The sequence below is a fragment of the Kitasatospora sp. NPDC059088 genome, assembly GCF_042738155.1.
Taxonomy (GTDB): Bacteria; Actinomycetota; Actinomycetes; order Streptomycetales; family Streptomycetaceae; genus Kitasatospora.
Window position 1 is genome coordinate 23,953 of sequence record NZ_JBHYGR010000045.1, and the last position, 17,237, is coordinate 41,189.

The 17,237-nt window shown below is 73.8% G+C and carries 20 protein-coding genes; 7 read left to right on the forward strand and 13 right to left on the reverse strand.

Annotated features, from left to right (window positions below; genetic code table 11):
- Nucleotides 1–130 precede the first annotated feature (130 nt).
- The 3 genes from ACFWXO_RS21305 to ACFWXO_RS21315 all read right to left on the reverse strand — a co-directional run bounded on the left by ACFWXO_RS21305 (nucleotide 131) and on the right by ACFWXO_RS21315 (nucleotide 2,284).
- Entirely contained in the window at nucleotides 131–340 is a 210-nt protein-coding gene (locus tag ACFWXO_RS21305; RefSeq protein WP_375888757.1) for a dodecin, read from the reverse strand.
- A 292-nt stretch (nucleotides 341–632) separates the two neighbouring features.
- Nucleotides 633–1,592: an asparaginase gene (locus ACFWXO_RS21310; RefSeq protein ID WP_380525369.1), complete on the reverse strand. Its 960-nt coding sequence runs from the start codon at nucleotides 1,590–1,592 to the stop codon at nucleotides 633–635.
- Nucleotides 1,593–1,666: 74 nt separating this feature from the next.
- On the reverse strand, nucleotides 1,667–2,284 hold the full coding sequence (locus ACFWXO_RS21315; protein WP_375888762.1) for an ABC transporter substrate-binding protein: 618 nt from the start codon (nucleotides 2,282–2,284) through the stop codon (nucleotides 1,667–1,669).
- Nucleotides 2,285–2,766: 482 nt separating this feature from the next.
- Between ACFWXO_RS21315 and dtd the strand changes: the two genes are divergently transcribed.
- Nucleotides 2,767–3,207 (forward strand): D-aminoacyl-tRNA deacylase, encoded by a 441-nt coding sequence (dtd, locus tag ACFWXO_RS21320; RefSeq protein WP_375888765.1) that lies wholly within the window; start codon nucleotides 2,767–2,769, stop codon nucleotides 3,205–3,207.
- A gap of 87 nt (nucleotides 3,208–3,294) precedes the next feature.
- Here dtd and ACFWXO_RS21325 read toward each other — a convergent pair whose 3' ends face one another.
- The 3 genes from ACFWXO_RS21325 to ACFWXO_RS21335 form a co-directional block, all read right to left on the reverse strand.
- On the reverse strand, nucleotides 3,295–4,257 hold the full coding sequence (locus ACFWXO_RS21325) for a YgfZ/GcvT domain-containing protein (RefSeq protein WP_375888864.1): 963 nt from the start codon (nucleotides 4,255–4,257) through the stop codon (nucleotides 3,295–3,297).
- Nucleotides 4,258–4,276: 19 nt separating this feature from the next.
- Nucleotides 4,277–4,759 (reverse strand): Fur family transcriptional regulator, encoded by a 483-nt coding sequence (locus ACFWXO_RS21330; protein ID WP_375888768.1) that lies wholly within the window; start codon nucleotides 4,757–4,759, stop codon nucleotides 4,277–4,279.
- Nucleotides 4,760–4,838: 79 nt separating this feature from the next.
- The gene (locus ACFWXO_RS21335; RefSeq protein WP_380525370.1) at nucleotides 4,839–5,423 is read right to left on the reverse strand and encodes an FABP family protein; all 585 of its coding nucleotides are present in this window, start codon (nucleotides 5,421–5,423) and stop codon (nucleotides 4,839–4,841) included.
- 370 nt (nucleotides 5,424–5,793) lie between these two features.
- Here ACFWXO_RS21335 and ACFWXO_RS21340 point away from each other — a divergent pair, with 370 nt between their 5' ends.
- Nucleotides 5,794–6,156, forward strand: coding sequence for a DsrE family protein (locus ACFWXO_RS21340; RefSeq protein WP_375888771.1), 363 nt, complete (start codon nucleotides 5,794–5,796; stop codon nucleotides 6,154–6,156).
- A gap of 4 nt (nucleotides 6,157–6,160) precedes the next feature.
- Here ACFWXO_RS21340 and ACFWXO_RS21345 read toward each other — a convergent pair whose 3' ends face one another.
- The 7 genes from ACFWXO_RS21345 to ACFWXO_RS21375 form a co-directional block, all read right to left on the reverse strand.
- Entirely contained in the window at nucleotides 6,161–6,442 is a 282-nt protein-coding gene (locus ACFWXO_RS21345) for a hypothetical protein (protein WP_380525381.1), read from the reverse strand.
- Nucleotides 6,443–6,543: 101 nt separating this feature from the next.
- Complete coding sequence (locus ACFWXO_RS21350) at nucleotides 6,544–6,834, reverse strand: DUF1416 domain-containing protein (RefSeq protein ID WP_030288989.1); 291 nt, start codon at nucleotides 6,832–6,834, stop codon at nucleotides 6,544–6,546.
- Nucleotides 6,835–6,871: 37 nt separating this feature from the next.
- Nucleotides 6,872–7,708, reverse strand: coding sequence for a sulfurtransferase (locus ACFWXO_RS21355; RefSeq protein ID WP_375888776.1), 837 nt, complete (start codon nucleotides 7,706–7,708; stop codon nucleotides 6,872–6,874).
- 254 nt (nucleotides 7,709–7,962) lie between these two features.
- Nucleotides 7,963–8,043 carry an Ms5788A family Cys-rich leader peptide gene (locus ACFWXO_RS21360; RefSeq protein WP_350517234.1) on the reverse strand — a complete coding sequence of 27 codons (81 nt, stop codon included), beginning with the start codon at nucleotides 8,041–8,043 and terminating at the stop codon, nucleotides 7,963–7,965.
- Nucleotides 8,044–8,300: 257 nt separating this feature from the next.
- Nucleotides 8,301–9,023, reverse strand: coding sequence for a DUF2993 domain-containing protein (locus ACFWXO_RS21365; protein ID WP_375888778.1), 723 nt, complete (start codon nucleotides 9,021–9,023; stop codon nucleotides 8,301–8,303).
- Between the two features lie 132 nt (nucleotides 9,024–9,155).
- Nucleotides 9,156–10,610 carry a hypothetical protein gene (locus ACFWXO_RS21370; RefSeq protein WP_380525371.1) on the reverse strand — a complete coding sequence of 485 codons (1,455 nt, stop codon included), beginning with the start codon at nucleotides 10,608–10,610 and terminating at the stop codon, nucleotides 9,156–9,158.
- A gap of 5 nt (nucleotides 10,611–10,615) precedes the next feature.
- Nucleotides 10,616–10,909, reverse strand: a complete 294-nt coding sequence (locus ACFWXO_RS21375) for a MoaD/ThiS family protein (RefSeq protein ID WP_375888782.1) — start codon at nucleotides 10,907–10,909, stop codon at nucleotides 10,616–10,618.
- Between the two features lie 655 nt (nucleotides 10,910–11,564).
- Here ACFWXO_RS21375 and ACFWXO_RS21380 point away from each other — a divergent pair.
- The 5 genes from ACFWXO_RS21380 (at nucleotide 11,565) to ACFWXO_RS21400 (ending at nucleotide 17,191) form a co-directional block, all read left to right on the forward strand.
- Nucleotides 11,565–12,296 carry a winged-helix domain-containing protein gene (locus tag ACFWXO_RS21380; protein ID WP_375888784.1) on the forward strand — a complete coding sequence of 244 codons (732 nt, stop codon included), beginning with the start codon at nucleotides 11,565–11,567 and terminating at the stop codon, nucleotides 12,294–12,296.
- Nucleotides 12,297–12,433: 137 nt separating this feature from the next.
- The gene (locus ACFWXO_RS21385; protein WP_380407359.1) at nucleotides 12,434–13,492 is read left to right on the forward strand and encodes a LacI family DNA-binding transcriptional regulator; all 1,059 of its coding nucleotides are present in this window, start codon (nucleotides 12,434–12,436) and stop codon (nucleotides 13,490–13,492) included.
- A 129-nt stretch (nucleotides 13,493–13,621) separates the two neighbouring features.
- Nucleotides 13,622–14,827 carry a S1C family serine protease gene (locus ACFWXO_RS21390; protein WP_380525372.1) on the forward strand — a complete coding sequence of 402 codons (1,206 nt, stop codon included), beginning with the start codon at nucleotides 13,622–13,624 and terminating at the stop codon, nucleotides 14,825–14,827.
- Between the two features lie 112 nt (nucleotides 14,828–14,939).
- On the forward strand, nucleotides 14,940–15,710 hold the full coding sequence (locus ACFWXO_RS21395; RefSeq protein WP_375888789.1) for a response regulator transcription factor: 771 nt from the start codon (nucleotides 14,940–14,942) through the stop codon (nucleotides 15,708–15,710).
- A 59-nt stretch (nucleotides 15,711–15,769) separates the two neighbouring features.
- On the forward strand, nucleotides 15,770–17,191 hold the full coding sequence (locus ACFWXO_RS21400; RefSeq protein WP_375888791.1) for an ATP-binding protein: 1,422 nt from the start codon (nucleotides 15,770–15,772) through the stop codon (nucleotides 17,189–17,191).
- Nucleotides 17,192–17,237: the final 46 nt, after the last annotated feature.

Genomic DNA, 17,237 nt, shown 5'->3' on the forward strand with positions numbered 1-17,237 from the left:
CGTCGGCCTGCGGGCCGTCCCGCTGACGGACGCCGCCACGAACGCCCGCCTCGGCCTGGTCGCCCGCCGCGACCAGCACTCCCCGGCCCCTGCCGTTCCGGGAGGCGTTCGAGGAGACGTTCGGGGAGGCTCAGTCCTCCAGCCGGAAGCCGACCTTCAACCCGACCTGGTAGTGCTTCACCTGGCCCTCCTCGATGTGGCCGCGGATCTCCGTGACTTCGAACCAGTCGAGGTTGCGCAGCGTCCGGGAGGCCCGCTCCACCCCGTTGCGGATGGCCGAGGCGACGCTCTCGGTCGAGGACCCGACGATCTCGGTCACCCGGTACACGTGGTCGGTCATGGCGGACTCCCTCAGCTGTGCGACGGCCCCCGTCCACCGTGCACCGCCCCCGCCCCGCCCGCACCCCGACGACGGCCGACCGAAGGCCGGCCGGAAGCCGGCCGGAAGCCGGAGCCGCCGAGGCGCTTCCCAGGGCGTGTCTGACAATTCCCGCCGGGCGTGCGACGCCGGGGCACGCACCTCGCCGCGTTGTCGTCGGTCGCCAATGCGCTGCATTGGGCTCCCTCCTCCGCCTTGCGATGCACGCACCCCAACGCCGCGCGCTGATCCGACGCGAATGGTCAGACACGCCCTAGAAGGCCGCGCGGACCTCGCCGACCGGGGCGCCGCCGCCGAACAGCGGGGCCGCGCCGATCCGCTCGACCGCGTCGTCCGCGCCGGTCACCCCGAGCCGGCGCAGCGCCGCCGCCAGCACCGGGCCGCGGGCCCGCTCGGAGCCGTCGTCGATCTTGAAGGCGAGGGCCCGGCCGTCCGCCAGCGCGACCACCTGGACGGCCTCGGCGCCCATCTTGGAGAGCGCGCCCGGAACGGACCGCATCAGCAGGGTGTCGGCCCGGCGGGTGCCGGCCACGTACTCGGGGTGGGCGCGCATCGCGTCGGCCACCCGCCGCTGCGCGGTGCCCTCCCCGGCCAGCACCAGGCGGCGGTAGCCGCGGGCCAGGCCGGTCAGCGTGACGGCGAGCAGCGGGGCGCCGCAGCCGTCCACCCCGGTGTGCGCCGGGGTCTCGCCGGTGCCCTCGGCGAGGGCCTCGCGGGCCAGCTCCTGGATCGGGTGCGCCGGGTCGAGGTACGTCTCGGTGTCCCAGCCGTTGGCGACGCAGGCGGCCAGCCAGCCGGCGTGCTTGCCGGAGCAGTCCATCAGGATCGGGGCGCGCCGTCCGCCGGCGGCGAGCAGCAGCTCCGCCTCGGTCTCGTCCAGGGGCAGGTCGGCCGGGGTGCGCAGGGCGGACTCGTCGAGGCCGGCGGAGCTCAGGATGGCCCGTACGCCGTCGAGGTGAAACGATTCCGCGGAATGGCTGGAGGCCGCCAGGGCCAGCAGCTCGCCCTCGATCGCCAGCCCGGCCCGCAGGGTCGCCATCGCCTGGAACGGCTTGGCCGTCGAGCGGGGGAAGACCGGCGCGTCGGGGTCGCCGAGCGCGAACCCCACCGAACCATCGGCGGCCAGCAGGACCAGGGAGCCGTGGTGCCGGCCCTCGGTGAAGCCCGAGCGTATGACCTCGGCGAGCACGGGCGGGGTGGCGGACTGGGACATCGCGGAGCCTTCCGGGGGCGGGGGTGGGCCGGGAGGAAGCCGGACCCCACCCACCCCGCGACGACTCACCCGGTCTAGAGCGGCCTCTCCGAGAGCAGGTCGTCGACCCGTGCTTCCCCATCACGGTACCTGCGGGTGATCTCGGCGTTGCAACCGTCCGCCGTCCGCAGCAGCCGCTGGCGGCGGCCGGACACCTCGCGCTCGTGGGCGCGCAGCCGCTCCAGGGCGGCCAGCAGCTCCTCCGCCGGGTGGGCCGCCAGGTCGGCGAGCTGGACGTCGCCCATCAGCGCGTCCGCCTCCAGCTGGGACTCCTGGGTGCGCGGCGGGCCGAGGGTGACGTGCCGGGCCGAGCGCCGCACCGTGGAGGGCGCGTCGGTCAGGATGGCCGGCAGCCGGTCCAGCAGGTCGCCGCCGGGCTCCTCGCCGGCCGCCGGGGACGGGTGGGCGGGGCCGCCGCCGGGGCGCCGGTCGAGCTCGGCGCGCAGGATGTCCATCCGCCCGTGCAGCAGCCGCCGCAGGTAGGACAGGTCGGCCTCCTGCGCCAGGGTCTCCCGGCGCAGGATCCGCAGCTGGTCCAGGCCCAGCGCCTCCAGGTCCGGCTCGCCGTCCCGGACGGCCGTCCAGGACCGGTCCCCGGCGGCCTGCGCCACCGGTCCGGAACGGCTCCACGCCGCGCTGCTCGCGTCCATCATCCAGCCCACCTGCCGTCGTCCGATCCCGCCCGCTCGCGGCACCCCGTCCCTGCCGCCGGCCCGGCCCGTCCCCCGACGGGCTCGTGCGTCCCGTCCGTTGGCACGCCCGGGGGCCCCGAAGGGTTCCACTCCCCGGCCGGGACCACCCGCCGGGGCGACCCCGACAGAACGCCTGACCTACCGGCTCGACCGCCCGGCCGAACCCGGCCCGGTGCGGCGGACCTCCAGGCGCGCCGGGCCTTCGTGCGGTCCCCCAGCGTGCCACCCCACCCGGCGCGCGCGCACCGCCCGTGCACCCGAACGGCCCCCTGGCGAACGGGGGTGGCTGATATGACCGGGCCTTTCCGCAGCAGGAGCAGCGCCCGAACCTGCGCAGGCGCGCACTGCACGGCGTGCGCCACCCTTGTGCGCGCCCCAGGTGTACGCCCCCGGATTCCCCCGAGACCCCACGGGGCGCCCCGGTGCTCCGGCACAATGGCGGCATGCGAGCAGTGGTGCAGCGAGTGACCGAGGCCCGGGTGACCGTGGCCGGAGAGACCGTCGGCGCGATCGAGGGGCCCGGGCTCTGCGTCCTGGTCGGCGTGACCCACGAGGACACCCCGGCCAAGGCGGCCCAACTGGCCCGCAAACTCTGGACGCTGCGGATCCTGCCGGTCGACGGCGAGGGCGTGGAGCAGAGTTGCTCGGACATCGGCGGCCCGCTGCTGGTGATCAGCCAGTTCACCCTCTACGGCGACGCCCGCAAGGGCCGCCGGCCCACCTGGACCGCCGCCGCCCCCGGGCCGGTCGCCGAGCCGCTGGTGGACGAGGTGGTGGCCCAACTGCGCGCGCTGGGCGCCAAGGTGGAGACGGGCCGGTTCGGCGCCGACATGCAGGTGGCGCTGGTGAACGACGGCCCGTTCACCGTCCTCGTCGAGGTCTGAGGCCCGGAGGGCCCGAGGGCCGGGCCCCGGGCCGGTGTGCCGTGAGGCCCCGGCCCCGCCCCGGACCCGCCCCGGACCCTGCCCGGCCTACTGCGGGACGATCACGTCCTGGGTGCCCGGCACCGTGCCGGCCAGCAGCACCGCGTCCACCGGCACGTTCCGCTTGACGACCGCCAGCGCGATCGGCCCCAGCTCGTGGTGCCGGGCCGAGGAGGTCACGAGGCCCAGCGCCCGGCCGTCCGGGTCGGAGGCCAGCCGCACCTCGGTGCCGTGCGGGGGCAGCGTCTCCTCGGTGCCGTCCAGGTGCAGGAAGACCAGCCGGCGCGGCGGGCGGCCCAGGTTGTGCACCCGGGCGACGGTCTCCTGGCCGCGGTAGCAGCCCTTCTGCAGGTGGACGGCGGTGCGCAGCCAGTCCACCTCGTGCGGGATGGTCCGGTGGTCGGTCTCGAAGCCGAGCCGGGGCCGGTGGCCCTCGATCCGCAGCGCCTCGTAGGCCCAGACGCCGGCCGCCGGGCCGTACCCGGCGGTGCGTTCCGCCAGCTCGGCGCGCGGCACGAACAGGTCGCGGCCGTACGGGAGTTCGCGGACGGCGGCGGCGCCCTCGACGGAGCCGGTGGAGCCGGCCGGCAGGTGGACCACGGCGTAGTCGGCGGTCGCGTCGACGACCTCCACCCGGTAGAAGAACTTCATGCTCTCCAGGTAGCCGATCAGCGCCTCCTGGGTGCCGGGCTCGACGTGCGCCCAGGTGGTGGTGCCGTCGTCGACCAGGTAGAGGGCGTGCTCGACGTGCCCGTTCGGGGAGAGCACCAGCGCCTCGGTGGCGTGCTGCGGCTCCAGCCCGCTGACGTGCTGGGTGAGCAGCAGGTGCAGCCAGGCGAGGCGGTCCGCACCGGTGACGGTGAGCACACCGCGGTGCGAGAGGTCGACGAAGCCGGTGCCCCGGGACAGGTTCCGTTGCTCGCGGAAGATGTCGCCGTAGTGGGCGGCGACGCCTTCGTCGGCCCCCTCGGCGGGGACGGCTCCGGGCAGGGCAAGCAGCGGGCTCTTCACACCGGTCATACCGGCCAGCTTACGACCGCTCGTCGGCCCGCCCGGCGGCGCAGTCGGCGCAGCGGCCGAAGATGGCGAAATGCTTGAGGTCGGTGTCGAAGCCGTGCTGCTCGCGCAGCCGGTCGACCAGCGGCTGGGCGATCTCGGTGTCGGTCTCGGTGACCTTCTCGCAGTCCCGGCAGACCAGGTGGAGGTGGTGGTGGCGGCCGGCCAGGTGGTAGGTCGGGGCGCCGTGGCCGAGGTGGGCGTGCGAGACCAGGCCCAGCTCCTCCAGCAGCTCCAGGGTCCGGTAGACGGTGGAGATGTTGATGCCGCTGGCGGTCTTGCGGACGTGGCAGAGGATGTCGTCGGGGGTGGCGTGGTCGAGGGCGTCCACGGCCTCCAGCACCAGCTGCCGCTGCGGCGTGAGGCGGTAGCCGCGCTCGCGCAGGTCGGTCTTCCAGTCGCCCGAGAGCTGCCAGTCGGTGGTGCCGGTGTCCGCCACGGTTTCTGTCCCTGCCAAGGTCGGGGGTCCTGGGACAAGTGTAGGGACCGGCCGGCGGCCGGTCCCTACCTCGTGCGCAGAACGTCCCGGGACGGGCCTACTTGAAGAAGGCGATGCCGTCGTCCGGCAGGTCGTTGATGTCCTTGATCAGCTGGGCCGGGCTGAGCACCTTCTTGAGCTGCGCGGACATGTACGGGCGCAGCGGCACGTTCGGGGCGGCCTTCTCGCCGACCCAGAGCAGCTCGCCGTTGACGAAGCCGTACAGCCGCTTGCCGCCGGAGTACTCCGGGGAGCCCTCGATCCGGGCCACCGCGTCGGTCGAGACGTCGACCTGCGGCTTGCCGTCGGCCAGCTCGCCGTACCAGATCTCGACCGTGCCGTCGTCGCGGACCGAGGAGATCTCGATCCCGCGGACGCCGCTGGTGCCGTCGTGGTTGCTGGTGATGCGCCAGAAGGCGTGCTCGTTCTCCAGCGGACGGACCTTCTCGCCCTCCTCGTCCAGCACCCAGGTACGGGAGCGGAACTCCAGGAAGGGGCGGCCGTCGTGGCGGATCACGATCTCCTGGCCGAAGTTGCACTTCTCCGTGCCGGGGAAGTCATAGACGCCCGCGCCCTCCCAGGTACCGAGGAGGAAGGCGAGCGGGACGACGTCCCTGTGGAGGTCAGAGGGGATCTCGATCATGTTCCTGGTCGCTGTCGTGGTCGGTGCGGTCTGCCTCAACCGTACGGCAGGGTCAGCGCTGGCCCTGGTACAGCTTCATCACCGAGAAGATGGCGAACCAGGTGATCAGCACGGCCATCAGGGCCAGCAGACCGTCGAAGAAGATTTCCAGACCGGACACGGGGGGCTCCCAGGCGGCGACAGTGTGGTGGATTTTGCTCGCGCCCACTCTATCCGGAGGGCTACGGTCGGTCGCGGTGAGCCCCACCACGTCGGCTTCCGCGCCGCAGCGTAGCCGCCGCGCCGCCTCCCCCGGGGCGCCGTTCAAGGTTTGCCCACGGGATTCCACGATGACGGCGGACGGGGGCGGCGGGACCTCTAAGGTGGCGCCATGTCGAAGAAGCTCGTCATCAAGGTGACCGCCGGTGCGGACGCGCCCGAGCGGTGCTCACAGGCCTTCACGGTGGCGGCCGTGGCCGTCGCCAGCGGGATCGACGTCTCGCTGTGGCTGACCGGGGAGTCCTCCTGGTTCGCGGTGCCGGGGAGGGCCGCGGAGTTCGAGCTGCCGCACGCCGCACCGCTGCCGGACCTGCTGGAGTCGATCCTGGCCTCCGGCTCGGTGACGTTGTGCACCCAGTGCGCGGCCCGGCGCGGGATCACCCAGAAGGACACCGTCGAGGGCGTCCGGATCGCGGGGGCGCAGGTCTTCGTCAGCGAGATCATGGCGGACAACGTCCAGGCGCTCGTCTACTGACGCCCTACGGGCGTTCCTCGCGGTCGGGGCGGTCCCGGTCGGGGCGGTCCCGGTCGGGGCGGTCCCGGTCGGGGCGGTCCCGGTCGTGGCCGGGCTCGTCCCACTTCGGGTCCTCCCAGCGCGGGTCGTTCCACCAGTCGTCGTCCGGGTCCCGCTTGTTGGCGAACACCGCAGCGGCCGGCGGGATGACCATCGCGACCACGCACAGTCCCACCGCGGCTCCCACCGAGAAGAACCGCACCACGCCCCAGGCCAGGACGAACAGGCCCAGGCACACGCCCATCATGGCGTAGTAGTAGCGCCGCCGACGCCTCGTCTGCACGTCTTCCACGGTACGACCGAGGGCCCCCGCGCGGCAGGGGCCCTCGGCGTGATCGTCCGTGCCGGTCAGACCGCGATCGCGACCTCGACGGCGGTGCCCTGGGAGGCCACCACCTGACGGTCCACGGTCTGGCCCGGGACCAGCGCCCGCAGGGTCCACTTGCCCGGGCGGGCGAAGAACCGGAACTGGCCGGTCGCCGAGGTGGGCACCTCGGCCGTGAACTCGTTGTTCTCGTCCAGCAGCCGGACGTAGCCGTTGACCGGCTCACCGTCGCGGGTCACCGAACCCTGGATGATCGTCTCGTTCGCCACGTCAACTCCTGCCAGGTCCGGCCCGCCGGCCTTCGCACCGCACATGTCTGTCTCCTTCTGACTTACGGGTCGAGCCGGGGGCTCAGTTGCTGCCGAGCTCGATCGGCACGCCGACCAGGCTGCCGTACTCGGTCCACGAGCCGTCGTAGTTCTTCACGTTCTCCTGGCCGAGCAGCTCGTGCAGCACGAACCAGGTGAGCGCGGAGCGCTCGCCGATCCGGCAGTAGGCGATGGTGTCCTTCGCCAGGTCGATGCCCTCGGCCTCGTAGAGGGCCTTGAGCTCGTCGTCGCTCTTGAAGGTGCCGTCGTCGTTGGCGTTCTTCGCCCACGGGATGTTGCGGGCGCTCGGCACGTGGCCGGGGCGCTGCGACTGCTCCTGCGGGAGGTGGGCCGGGGCGAGCAGCTTGCCGGAGAACTCGTCGGGCGAGCGGACGTCGACCAGGTTGAGGGTGCCGATGGCGGCGATCACGTCGTCGCGGAAGGCGCGGATCGAGGAGTCCACGGCCTGCGCCTGGTACGCGGTGGCCGGGCGGGCCGGGACCTCGGCGACCAGGTCGCGGGAGTCCAGCTCCCACTTCTTGCGGCCGCCGTCCAGCAGGCGGACGTCGCCGTGGCCGTACAGCTTGAAGTACCAGTAGGCGTACGAGGCGAACCAGTTGTTGTTGCCGCCGTACAGGACGACGGTGTCGTCGTTGGCGATGCCCTTGGCGCTGAGCAGCGCCTCGAAGCCGGCCTGGTCGATGAAGTCGCGGCGGACCGGGTCCTGGAGGTCCTGCTTCCAGTCGATCCGGACGGCGTTGCGGATGTGGTTCTTGTCGTACGCGGAGGTGTCCTCGTCGACCTCGACGATGACGACCTTCGGGTCGTCCAGGCGGGCCTGGACCCAGTCGGCGTCGACCAGGACGTCGCTGCGGCTCATGGTGGTGTTCTCCATCCGAGGGCGGTTTGCGGAAGGTGCTGCTCAGCTGCTCAGCGGGGGTGCTGCCGGGGTACTGCCGGGGTGCCCGAACGGAGGCGGTCCGAAATCCTGTCCGAATGATGGGACGGAGGAGGAGAACCGGGACGACCGGGCGGAGGACTGCGGAGCACGGCCGGGAACCATCGGCCCCGAGGGCCGGACGAGGTCACCGGAAGGTCGGCGGCGGGCACGAACTGCCCTGCCAGGATGCCGACTCAGCGCATTCGACACAGACAGGCGGCCACGCGGCACAGGTCGACCGCCCGCCGCTTCGTGAGATCCGTCTGTCGCTTCATGCCGACGATGCTAAGGACACCGGAGGCCCGCTGTCATCAGCGTATCGAATGCCGAGACCAGAACGACCGGATACTGGGATTCGCCCTGGGCGCGGCCCGCCGGGCGCCGGGCGGGCCCCCGCCGACGGCCCACAACGGGCGGAAACGACACCGCCCCGCGGTCCGCGCTGGACAGCGCGTCTCGCGGAGCGGAACGGGGGGTGCCCCTTCGGAACGGCCGGCGGCGGCCGGCGGGCGGGCAGCGGGCGGGCGGCGGGTCAGCCCAGCAGCTTGACGTCCTTGCCCTCGAAGGACAGCTGGAGGCCCTCCGGCAGGGGCGCCACGCCGTCCTTCGCGGCCAGCTGGAGGCCGGCCGGCATCGAGTCCAGGGTGAAGCTCGCCGGCTCGATCTTCCGGTTGCCCAGCCCGGCGACCATCTCGGCCAGCGAGCTCAGCTTGAGACCGTCCACGGTGATGGTGTTGCCCGTGTTGTGCACGGTGGCCTCACCCACCGAGACCGGACCCAGCGAGGCCTTGACCTTGCCCGGGCCGCCGTACGACAGGCTCAACCGGGCGTTGCCGCCGACCGGCAGCGAGGCGCCGCCCATCAGCTGGGAGGCCGGGGGCAGCAGCTGGGCGAGGTCCTGGTAGCTGATCACGCCGCTGCCGGCGCCGCTGTCCACGGTGGCGCTGTTCAGGCTGTCGCTCACCTCGACCCCGGACAGCTTCGCCTTGAAGGAGTGCAACGCCACCTGCTGCCCGTTGTTCCGGACGGTCAGCCCGTCCGAGGAGATCCGGACGTCGTCCAGCTTCTTCGAGACCACCTGGGTGAGGAACGGGAAGCCCTCGATCGTGACGTCCGGGCGCTGGCTCATCCGGCCGTTCTTCACCAGCTGGTCGGCGGCCTCGTCCTCGGCCACGCCGACCGCGATCCGGTCCGCGCCCACCAGCAGCCCGGAGAGCACCACCAGGCCGATCGTCGCCTTCAGCCATCCGCGCATCGTGTCCCCCGTCGTCGCCGGTCGCCGTCGTCCGTCCCGGAGCCGCGCCGGGCGCGACCCTCCCGCACGACCGTACGACGTCCCGCCCCGGACGGTGGTTCCGGGACGGGACGCGGTCGTGACGTACCCGACTCAGCCGGCCAGCAGCCCGGTGGCCATCCAGATCAGCGGCGCGGCCACCGCCAGCGGCAGCGCCACGCCCGCCGTCATGTGCACGAAGCGGGACGGGAAGTCGTACGCCGCGACCCGGCGGCCGACCAGCGCCCCCAGGCCGGCGAGCGCGCCCAGCGCCGGCGGCGCACCCACCAGCAGGCCCAGCAGCACCGCGGCGACCACACCCAGCACCGGGCCCAGCTGCTTCGGCCCGGGCAGCGGAGCCGCCGCCAGCACGGTGGCCAGCGCGACCGCGCCCACCCCCGCCGGCACCCAGTCGGCCAGCAGCAGCGTGGTGCACAGCGCCGTCACCACGGTGGCCGAACCCAGCACGGTCAGCGCGTAGAACCGCTCCTTCGGGTCCGACGGGCGGAACGTCTGGAGCACCAGCACCAGCAGGAAGAACCCGCCCAGGGCGCCCACCACGGCCGCCGCACCACTGTCGGCGTCCGCCAGCAGCACCGCCACATCGGCGGTGAGCCCGGACAGCGCGGCCAGCAGGATGCCCTGCCGGGCCGGCCACATGCCGTTCAGCCGGAACCAGCCGGCCGCCGTGAGCAGCTGCAGCGCCGCCACCACCAGGGCCAGCGCCACCTGCCCCAGCGCGGCACCGCCGGCCAGCAGCGCGGCCACGGCGGCGGTGATCAGGGCGGGCTGGAGGCCCGGGTCGATGATCGGCGAACCGGTCCGACCGCCCGGGGCCGCGGCCGCCGCCGGGGGCTGGGCCCCCGGGAACGGGAGGCCCGGCACCGGCTGCGCCGGGACGGCGCCGTACGCCGGGGCGGCGGGCAGGTCCGGGCGCTTGAGCGTCATGGTCGGCGGGTCGAAGCCCGGCCCGGCGCCGGGCGCCCCGACGGGCGGCGCGGGCGGCATGCCGCCGGGCGGCACCGCGGCCGCGGGATGCCCGACCGGCGCGCCCTGCGGGGCACCGTGCTGCGGGGCGGTCCGCGGCGCCGGGGCGGGCGCCCCGGCCGGGGCCGCGTGCCGCGCCCGGGAGGGCGGCGGCGGGGCCTGCGGCGGGTACGACTGCGGGTACGGCTGCGCCGCCGGGGGCTGCTGCACCGGCGGCCGGCCGTACTGCGGCGGCGGGGCGACCGGCATCGCGCCGGAGACCGTCACCGGCGGCAGCAGCGTGGTGGCCGCCGCGTCGTCCATCGGCGGGACGGGCGGGAGCAGCGTGGTCGCCGCGTCGTCCAGCGGGGGTACCGGCGGCAGCAGGGTGGTCGCGGCCGCGTCGTCCAGGGCAGGCACCGGCGGCAGCACGGTGGTGGCGTCGGCGTCGTCCACCGGATAGCCGTACGGGTGCTGCGGCTGCTGCGGGTGCCGCGGCGCGTGCTGCTGCTGGTACTGCTGCGGATGCGGATAGGGCTGCTGCGGCTGCTGCTGCCAGTTGCCGTGGCCGCCGCCGTGGTTCGGGTCGTTCATGTCCGTCACGCCGCTCAGCCTCCCGCGAACGGCGGGAGGATCTCGACCGTCCCGCCCTCGGTCAGGGCCACCGTCGCGTGGTCCCGGCCGCCGACCTGCGCGCCGTCGACCAGGTACGAGCAGTGCCCGAGCAGCTGGACGAGCTTCGGCCGGTCGGCGTGCCGCTGCCGGGCCGCGGCCAGCGCCTCCGCCAGGGTCGCCGCCTCGTACGGCTCCTCGGCCAGCCCGGCCTCGGACTTCGCCGCCGCCCAGTAGCGGATCGTCCCGCGCGCCCGGGCGCCGCTCGCGGGCTCGGTGGTCGCGCCCATCGGGCCACCCCATTCCGTTCGTCCTCGCCCGGCCCCGGTGACCCGGTCCGGCTCGCCACCGGAGCGTGCCCCGACCACCCGAACGATGGACCCGGGCAGCGCCGCCGATGTGCGTCCCATGATGGCGTGTCCGCCGGTGCGAGCGGCAATCGCCCTGGCCCGACCGGCCCGCAGCGGCGCTCGAAGCTGTGGCCAGGCTCACCAGGCGCACGCCCGGATTGGGCGAACCGTCGGATTCGCGCACTCCCGGCACGCGGAGCGGTCGGCTATCCTCGACCTCCAAGAGGGATCCGGGCAGAGTCGCCCCCGGGTCCTTTTGTGCTTTCAGGACGCCAGTACGGACGTTCGTGCGATTCGTCGGCCCACCCCCGGCGCTTCGCGGGAACCGCCCCGCTCTCGCGGCACAAGGACGTGCCGGGCCTGCCGGGGTGTCGCCACCCGGCACCGGGCCGCCACCCGGGACCGGACCAGACCGGAGGGTTCGCGGGATGAACAGGGCAGAAACGGTGCGCCGCGGGTTGCGGGACCCCCGGTGCGCCGAGTGCTCCCACGAGACCCCCGGGGCGTCCTTCCCCCTCCCCTCAGCACCTGCGCCCACCGGCTGCGGCGGCAGCCTGGGCGCGACCGCGACGACCCGGAAAGGGGACCCCCGGGTATGAGTTCACTCCTGCTCCTCACCAACGCACTGCAGCCGTCCGCCGAAGTGCTACCGGCCCTCGGCCTGCTGCTGCACAACGTCCGGGTGGCCCCCGCCGAGGGATCCGCCCTGGTCGACACCCCCAGCGCGGACGTCATCCTGGTCGACGGCCGGCGCGACCTGCCGCAGATCCGCAGCCTGTGCCAGCTGCTGCGCTCCACCGGCATCGGCTCCCCGCTGATCCTGGTGGTCACCGAGGGCGGCCTGGCCGCCGTGACCGCCGAGTGGGGCATCGACGACGTCCTGCTGGACACCGCCGGCCCGGCCGAGGTCGAGGCCCGGCTGCGGCTCGCACTGGGCCGCCTCCAGGTCGCCGCCGACGACAGCCCGATGGAGATCCGCAACGGCGACCTCTCGGTCGACGAGGCCACCTACTCCGCCAAGCTCAAGGGCCGGGCGCTCGACCTCACCTTCAAGGAGTTCGAGCTGCTCAAGTACCTCGCCCAGCACCCCGGCCGGGTCTTCACCCGGGCCCAGCTGCTCCAGGAGGTCTGGGGCTACGACTACTTCGGCGGCACCCGCACCGTGGACGTGCACGTCCGGCGGCTGCGCGCCAAGCTCGGCGTGGAGAACGAACAGCTGATCGGCACCGTGCGCAACGTCGGCTACCGCTTCGTCGTCCCGGAGAAGGCCGACAAGAGCGAGCGTCCGGACCTCGCCCAGCGCCCCTCGGCCCCGCTGGAGGCCTGACGGGGACCGGCCCGGGGAGCCGGGCGGGCCGGGCGGGCCGTCGGCCCGTCCGGCTCGTCCGGATTGCTCCCGGTCCCGCCCCGGAACGGCCCCAGCTCCCACTGCCGCCCCGGGGACCACACGCGTAGACTCCCCCCGTGGCCAAGGTGACGCGCGACGATGTAGCCCGACTGGCTGGGACCTCGACCGCGGTCGTCAGCTACGTGATCAACAACGGGCCGCGCCCGGTCGCGCCCGCGACCCGGGAGAAGGTCCTCGCGGCGATCGAACAGCTCGGCTACCGGCCGAACAGCGTCGCCCAGGCGATGGCCTCCCGCCGGACCAACCTGATCGGCATGGTCGTCCCGGACGCCCGCCAGCCCTTCTTCGCCGAGATGGCCCACGCCGTCGAACGGGCCGCCTCCGAGCGCGGCAAGCTCGTCCTGATCGGCAACTCCGACTACGTCGACGACCGCGAGGTCCACTACGTCCGCGCCTTCCTCGGCATGCGGGTCTCCGGGCTGATCCTGGTCAGCCAGGGCCCCTCCCAGCGCGCCGCCGAGGAGTTCGCCGCGATGGAGGGCGCGAAGGTGGTGCTGCTGCACCGCCGCCCCGAGGCGATCGACGACGTCGCGGTGGTCACCGACGACGTGGGCGGCGCCGAGGCCGTCGTGCGCCACCTGCTGGAGGTGCACGGGCACCCGTACGTGGCCTGCTTCGGCGGCCCGGTGGAGTCCCCCGCCCCCGGCGACCCGGTCATCGACCACGTCGAGGGCTGGCAGCGCGCCATGGACGCCCACGGCATCCCCACCGAACCGCACCTGATCGACGCCCCCTTCCACCGCTACGGCGCGTACGACGTCGCGCTGCGGCTGCTGCGCTCGCCCGACCGGCCGCGGGCCGTCTTCTGCTCCACCGACGACCAGGCGATCGGCGTGCTGCGGGCCGCCCGCGAGGTCGGCCTGCGCGTCCCCGAGGACCTCGCGGTGGCCGGCTTCGACGACGTGCCCGAGGCCGCGCTCGCCGACCCGCCGCTGACCACCGTCGCCTCCGACCGCGACGCGATGGCCCGGGCCGCCGTGGACCTGGTGCTGGACGACTCGCTGATGGTGCCCGGTTCGGACACCGAGCGGGTCCGCAAGTTCCCGTCCCGCCTGGTCATCCGCCGTTCCTGCGGCTGCGGCGGGGCCGCGCCCGACCGGGCCCCGCTGGACTAGCCGGAGCGGAACCGCCGGTTCCGCTCCAAGAGCTGCCTGACCAGGCTTTATGAGAAGTCAACGGGCTTCTCGCCGCGTTCTGAGCCGCTTCTCATCCCGTCCTCATCCACCGGGCGGAACTTGGTCGGCATGAGCGAACAGCGGCACAACCCCAGCGAGCAGTACGGTCCGTACGAGCCCCGCGTCATCGAGGGCACCGTGCTGGGCTCCGACACCGACGGCGCCGACCCGCGCACCGACCCGCGCACCGGGTACGGCCACCACCAGGACGGCACCGACCCGTACGCCGGGTACGGCCAGCACCAGGACCACTCCGGTGCCGCCTTCGGCGCGACGCCCCCGCCGCCGCCGATGCCGCCCGAGCCCCCGACGCTGCTCGGCCACCCCTCCGACTCCGAGGGCCCCGGCCGCCACGGCGGCCGGGCCCGGCGCGGACTGCTGCGCGGGCGGCTCGCCCTGGTGACCGCCGTCGCCGCGATCGCCGCCGTCATCGGCGGGGTCACCGGCGGGGTCATCGCCGCCGACCGGCAGTCCTCCGACAACCGGGTCGGAACGATCGCCAGCCCCGTCTCCGCCCGCACCGACGGCACCGCCAACGTGCCCGCCATCGCCGCCGCCGTCTCGCCCAGCGTCGTCCAGATCACCGTCAAGGAGAGCAACGGCACCGCCACCGGCACCGGCGTCGTCCTCAACGCCGACGGCCAGATCCTCACCAACTTCCACGTGATCGACGGCGCGTCGGCCGGCGGCCGGATCACCGTCACCTTCAAGGACGGCTCCACCGCCCCCGCCACCGTGACCGGCACCGACAAGAACCTCGACGTCGCCGTGATCACCGCCGGCGGCGCCAAGAACCTCACCCCCGCCGTCCTCGGCGACTCCTCCACCGTCGCCATCGGCGACCCGGTCGTCGCCATCGGCAACCCCGACGGCCTCACCGGCACCGTCACCTCCGGCATCATCAGCGCCGAGAACCGCGACGTCACCGTCCAGCTCGACGAGGGCTCCACCAGCGGCAACGGCGGCTTCGGCCTCCCGTTCCTGCCCGGCGTGCCCGGCCTGCGCGGCGGCGGCGCCCAGCAGCAGCAGAACAGCGGCAGCAGCACCACCTACAAGGCCTTCCAGACCGACGCCGCCCTCAACCCCGGCAACTCCGGCGGCCCGCTGATCAACGCCAACGGCCAGGTCATCGCCATCAACTCGGCGATGTACGCGCCCAGCGGCTCCGGCTCCTCGGGCAGCAGCGGCGCCGGCAGCGTCGGCCTCGGCTTCGCCATCCCGATGAACGACATCAAGCAGGTCCTGCCGAAGCTCGAATCCGGCCAGAGCCTGTGAGCCACAATCCGTAGGAACCGGTGAAGGTCCGCGAGGCGGACAATTGCCACCAGCAGCAGACCCAGCAGACCCGACAGCGGGCCCTCCACCCGACGAGAAAGGGCAGCAGCCCATGACCCCGTCCGCCGACGACCGCACCCCCGCCGAGGCCGGCCACCCCTCCGCCCGGCTCCTCGTGGTCGACGACGAACCCGCCCTCCGGGACGCCCTGGAGAGCAGCCTCGCCTTCGAGGGCTACGAGGTCGCCACCGCCACCGACGGCTACGAGGCCCTGGAGTCCGTCGAGCGCGACAAGCCCGATCTCGTCCTGCTGGACATCATGATGCCCCGGATGGACGGCCTCACCGCCGTCCGCCGGATGCGCTCCCGCGGCGACACCGTCCCCGTCCTGATGCTCACCGCCCGCGACGCCGTCGGCGACCGCGTCACCGGGCTCGACGTCGGCGCCGACGACTACCTCGCCAAGCCCTTCGAACTCGACGAACTCCTCGCCCGCGTCCGCGCCCTGCTGCGCCGCAACGCCCTCGCCACCGAGGCCGCCGCCCGCGCCGCCGCCGAGGACGACAGCGAGGTCCTCGCCTTCGCCGACCTGCGGATGAACACCGCCACCCGCGAGGTCACCCGCGGCGGCAAGCCCGTCGAACTCACCCGCACCGAGTTCATGCTGCTGGAGATGTTCCTCTCCCACCCCCGGCAGGTCCTCACCCGCGAACAGATCCTCAAGGCGGTCTGGGGCTTCGACTTCGAGCCCTCCTCCAACTCCCTGGACGTGTACGTCATGTACCTGCGCCGCAAGACCGAGCAGGGCGGCATGCCGCGCCTCATCCAGACCGTCCGCGGCGTCGGCTACGCCCTCCGCCCGGCCGCCGGCACCAGCGCGTGAACGCTGTTCCGCCCCCGCCGCTGGCCCCGCCCCGGGTGGTGCCCGGCAGACGCCAGCGCGTGGTCCAGTGGTACCGCTCCCGCTCGCTGCGCGGCCGCCTCACCTTCATGAGCGCGGCCGCGGTGGCCGTGGCCATCGCGCTGTCGGCGCTGGCCTGCTGGTTCATCGTGGACAAGCAGCTGTACAGCCAGGTCAAGACCGACCTGGTCAGCGCACCCCCCGCCATGGTCGGGAAGAACCTCAACCTGTACGCGAACCCGGAAGCCGCGCTCGCCGCCAACCAACCCCGCCCTGGCACACCGGAGTTCAGCGGTGCGGCACCCCGCGACACCCAGTTCGTGACCCCGAACGGCGTGGGCCTGCCCCCCGGCTCGAACCGGGCGATCGTGATCAAGCCGGAGGACGCCGCCGCGTTCCAGCTCAAGCCCGGCCAGTACATCGTCCGGGACGGGCACTACACGAACGGCGACCCGGCGCTCGTCCGGCTCAGCTCCGTGCAGCACGTCTCGCAGCCCACCGTCGCCATGGTCGCGACCCCGACCCAGCCCATCGAGGAATCCCTCCAGGGCCTCGCCATCCTCCTCGGCGCCGTCTCCCTCGGCGGCATCCTGCTCGCCGCCGTCGCGGGCCGCCTGGTCGCCCACTCCTCCCTCAAGCCGGTCGACCAACTCACCGACGCCGTCGAGCACATCGCCCGCACCGAGGAGGTCGGCAGCACCATCCCCGTGAACGGGGACGACGAGATCGCCCGGCTCTCCACGTCCTTCAACTCGATGAGCACCGCCCTCGCCAACTCCCGCGAGCGCCAGACCCGGCTGATCGCCGACGCGGGCCACGAGCTGCGCACGCCGCTCACCTCCCTGCGCACCAACGTCGACCTGCTGATCCGCAGCAACGACACCGGCCGCCCGCTGCCCCCGGCGACCAAGACCAAGCTGCTGGGCAACATGAAGGCCCAGATGCAGGAACTCACCGTGCTGATCGGCGACCTGCTCCAGCTCTCCCGCCCCGACACCCCGAAGGCCGGCCCGAACCTGACCGTGGTCGCCCTGCACGAGATCGCCGGGCGCGCGGTCGAGCGGGCGAAGCTCCGCGGCCCCGGGCTGGTCTTCGAGACGACCGTCGAGCCCTGGTACGCGCACGGCGACGCGGCGGGCCTGGAGCGGGCCGTGATCAACCTGCTGGACAACGCGGTGAAGTACAGCCCGCCCGCAGGCACCATCGAGGTCCGGCTCCAGCAGGGCGTGCTGACCGTCCGCGACCACGGTCCCGGCATTCCGCCGGACGAGCTCCAGTACGTCTTCGACCGGTTCTGGCGCTCCCCGTCCTCGCGTCAACTCCCCGGCTCCGGCCTGGGGTTGTCGATCGTCGCGCAGAGCGTCCGGGAGGCGGGCGGCGAGGTCACGCTGGGCCCGGCCCAGGACGGCGGCCCCGGCGCGCTGGCGACCGTACGACTTCCCGGCGGCCCCGCCCCCGAGTAGCCGCCGGGAACGGCAGGACGGGCGGGGCGCCCCGACAGCGCCCCGC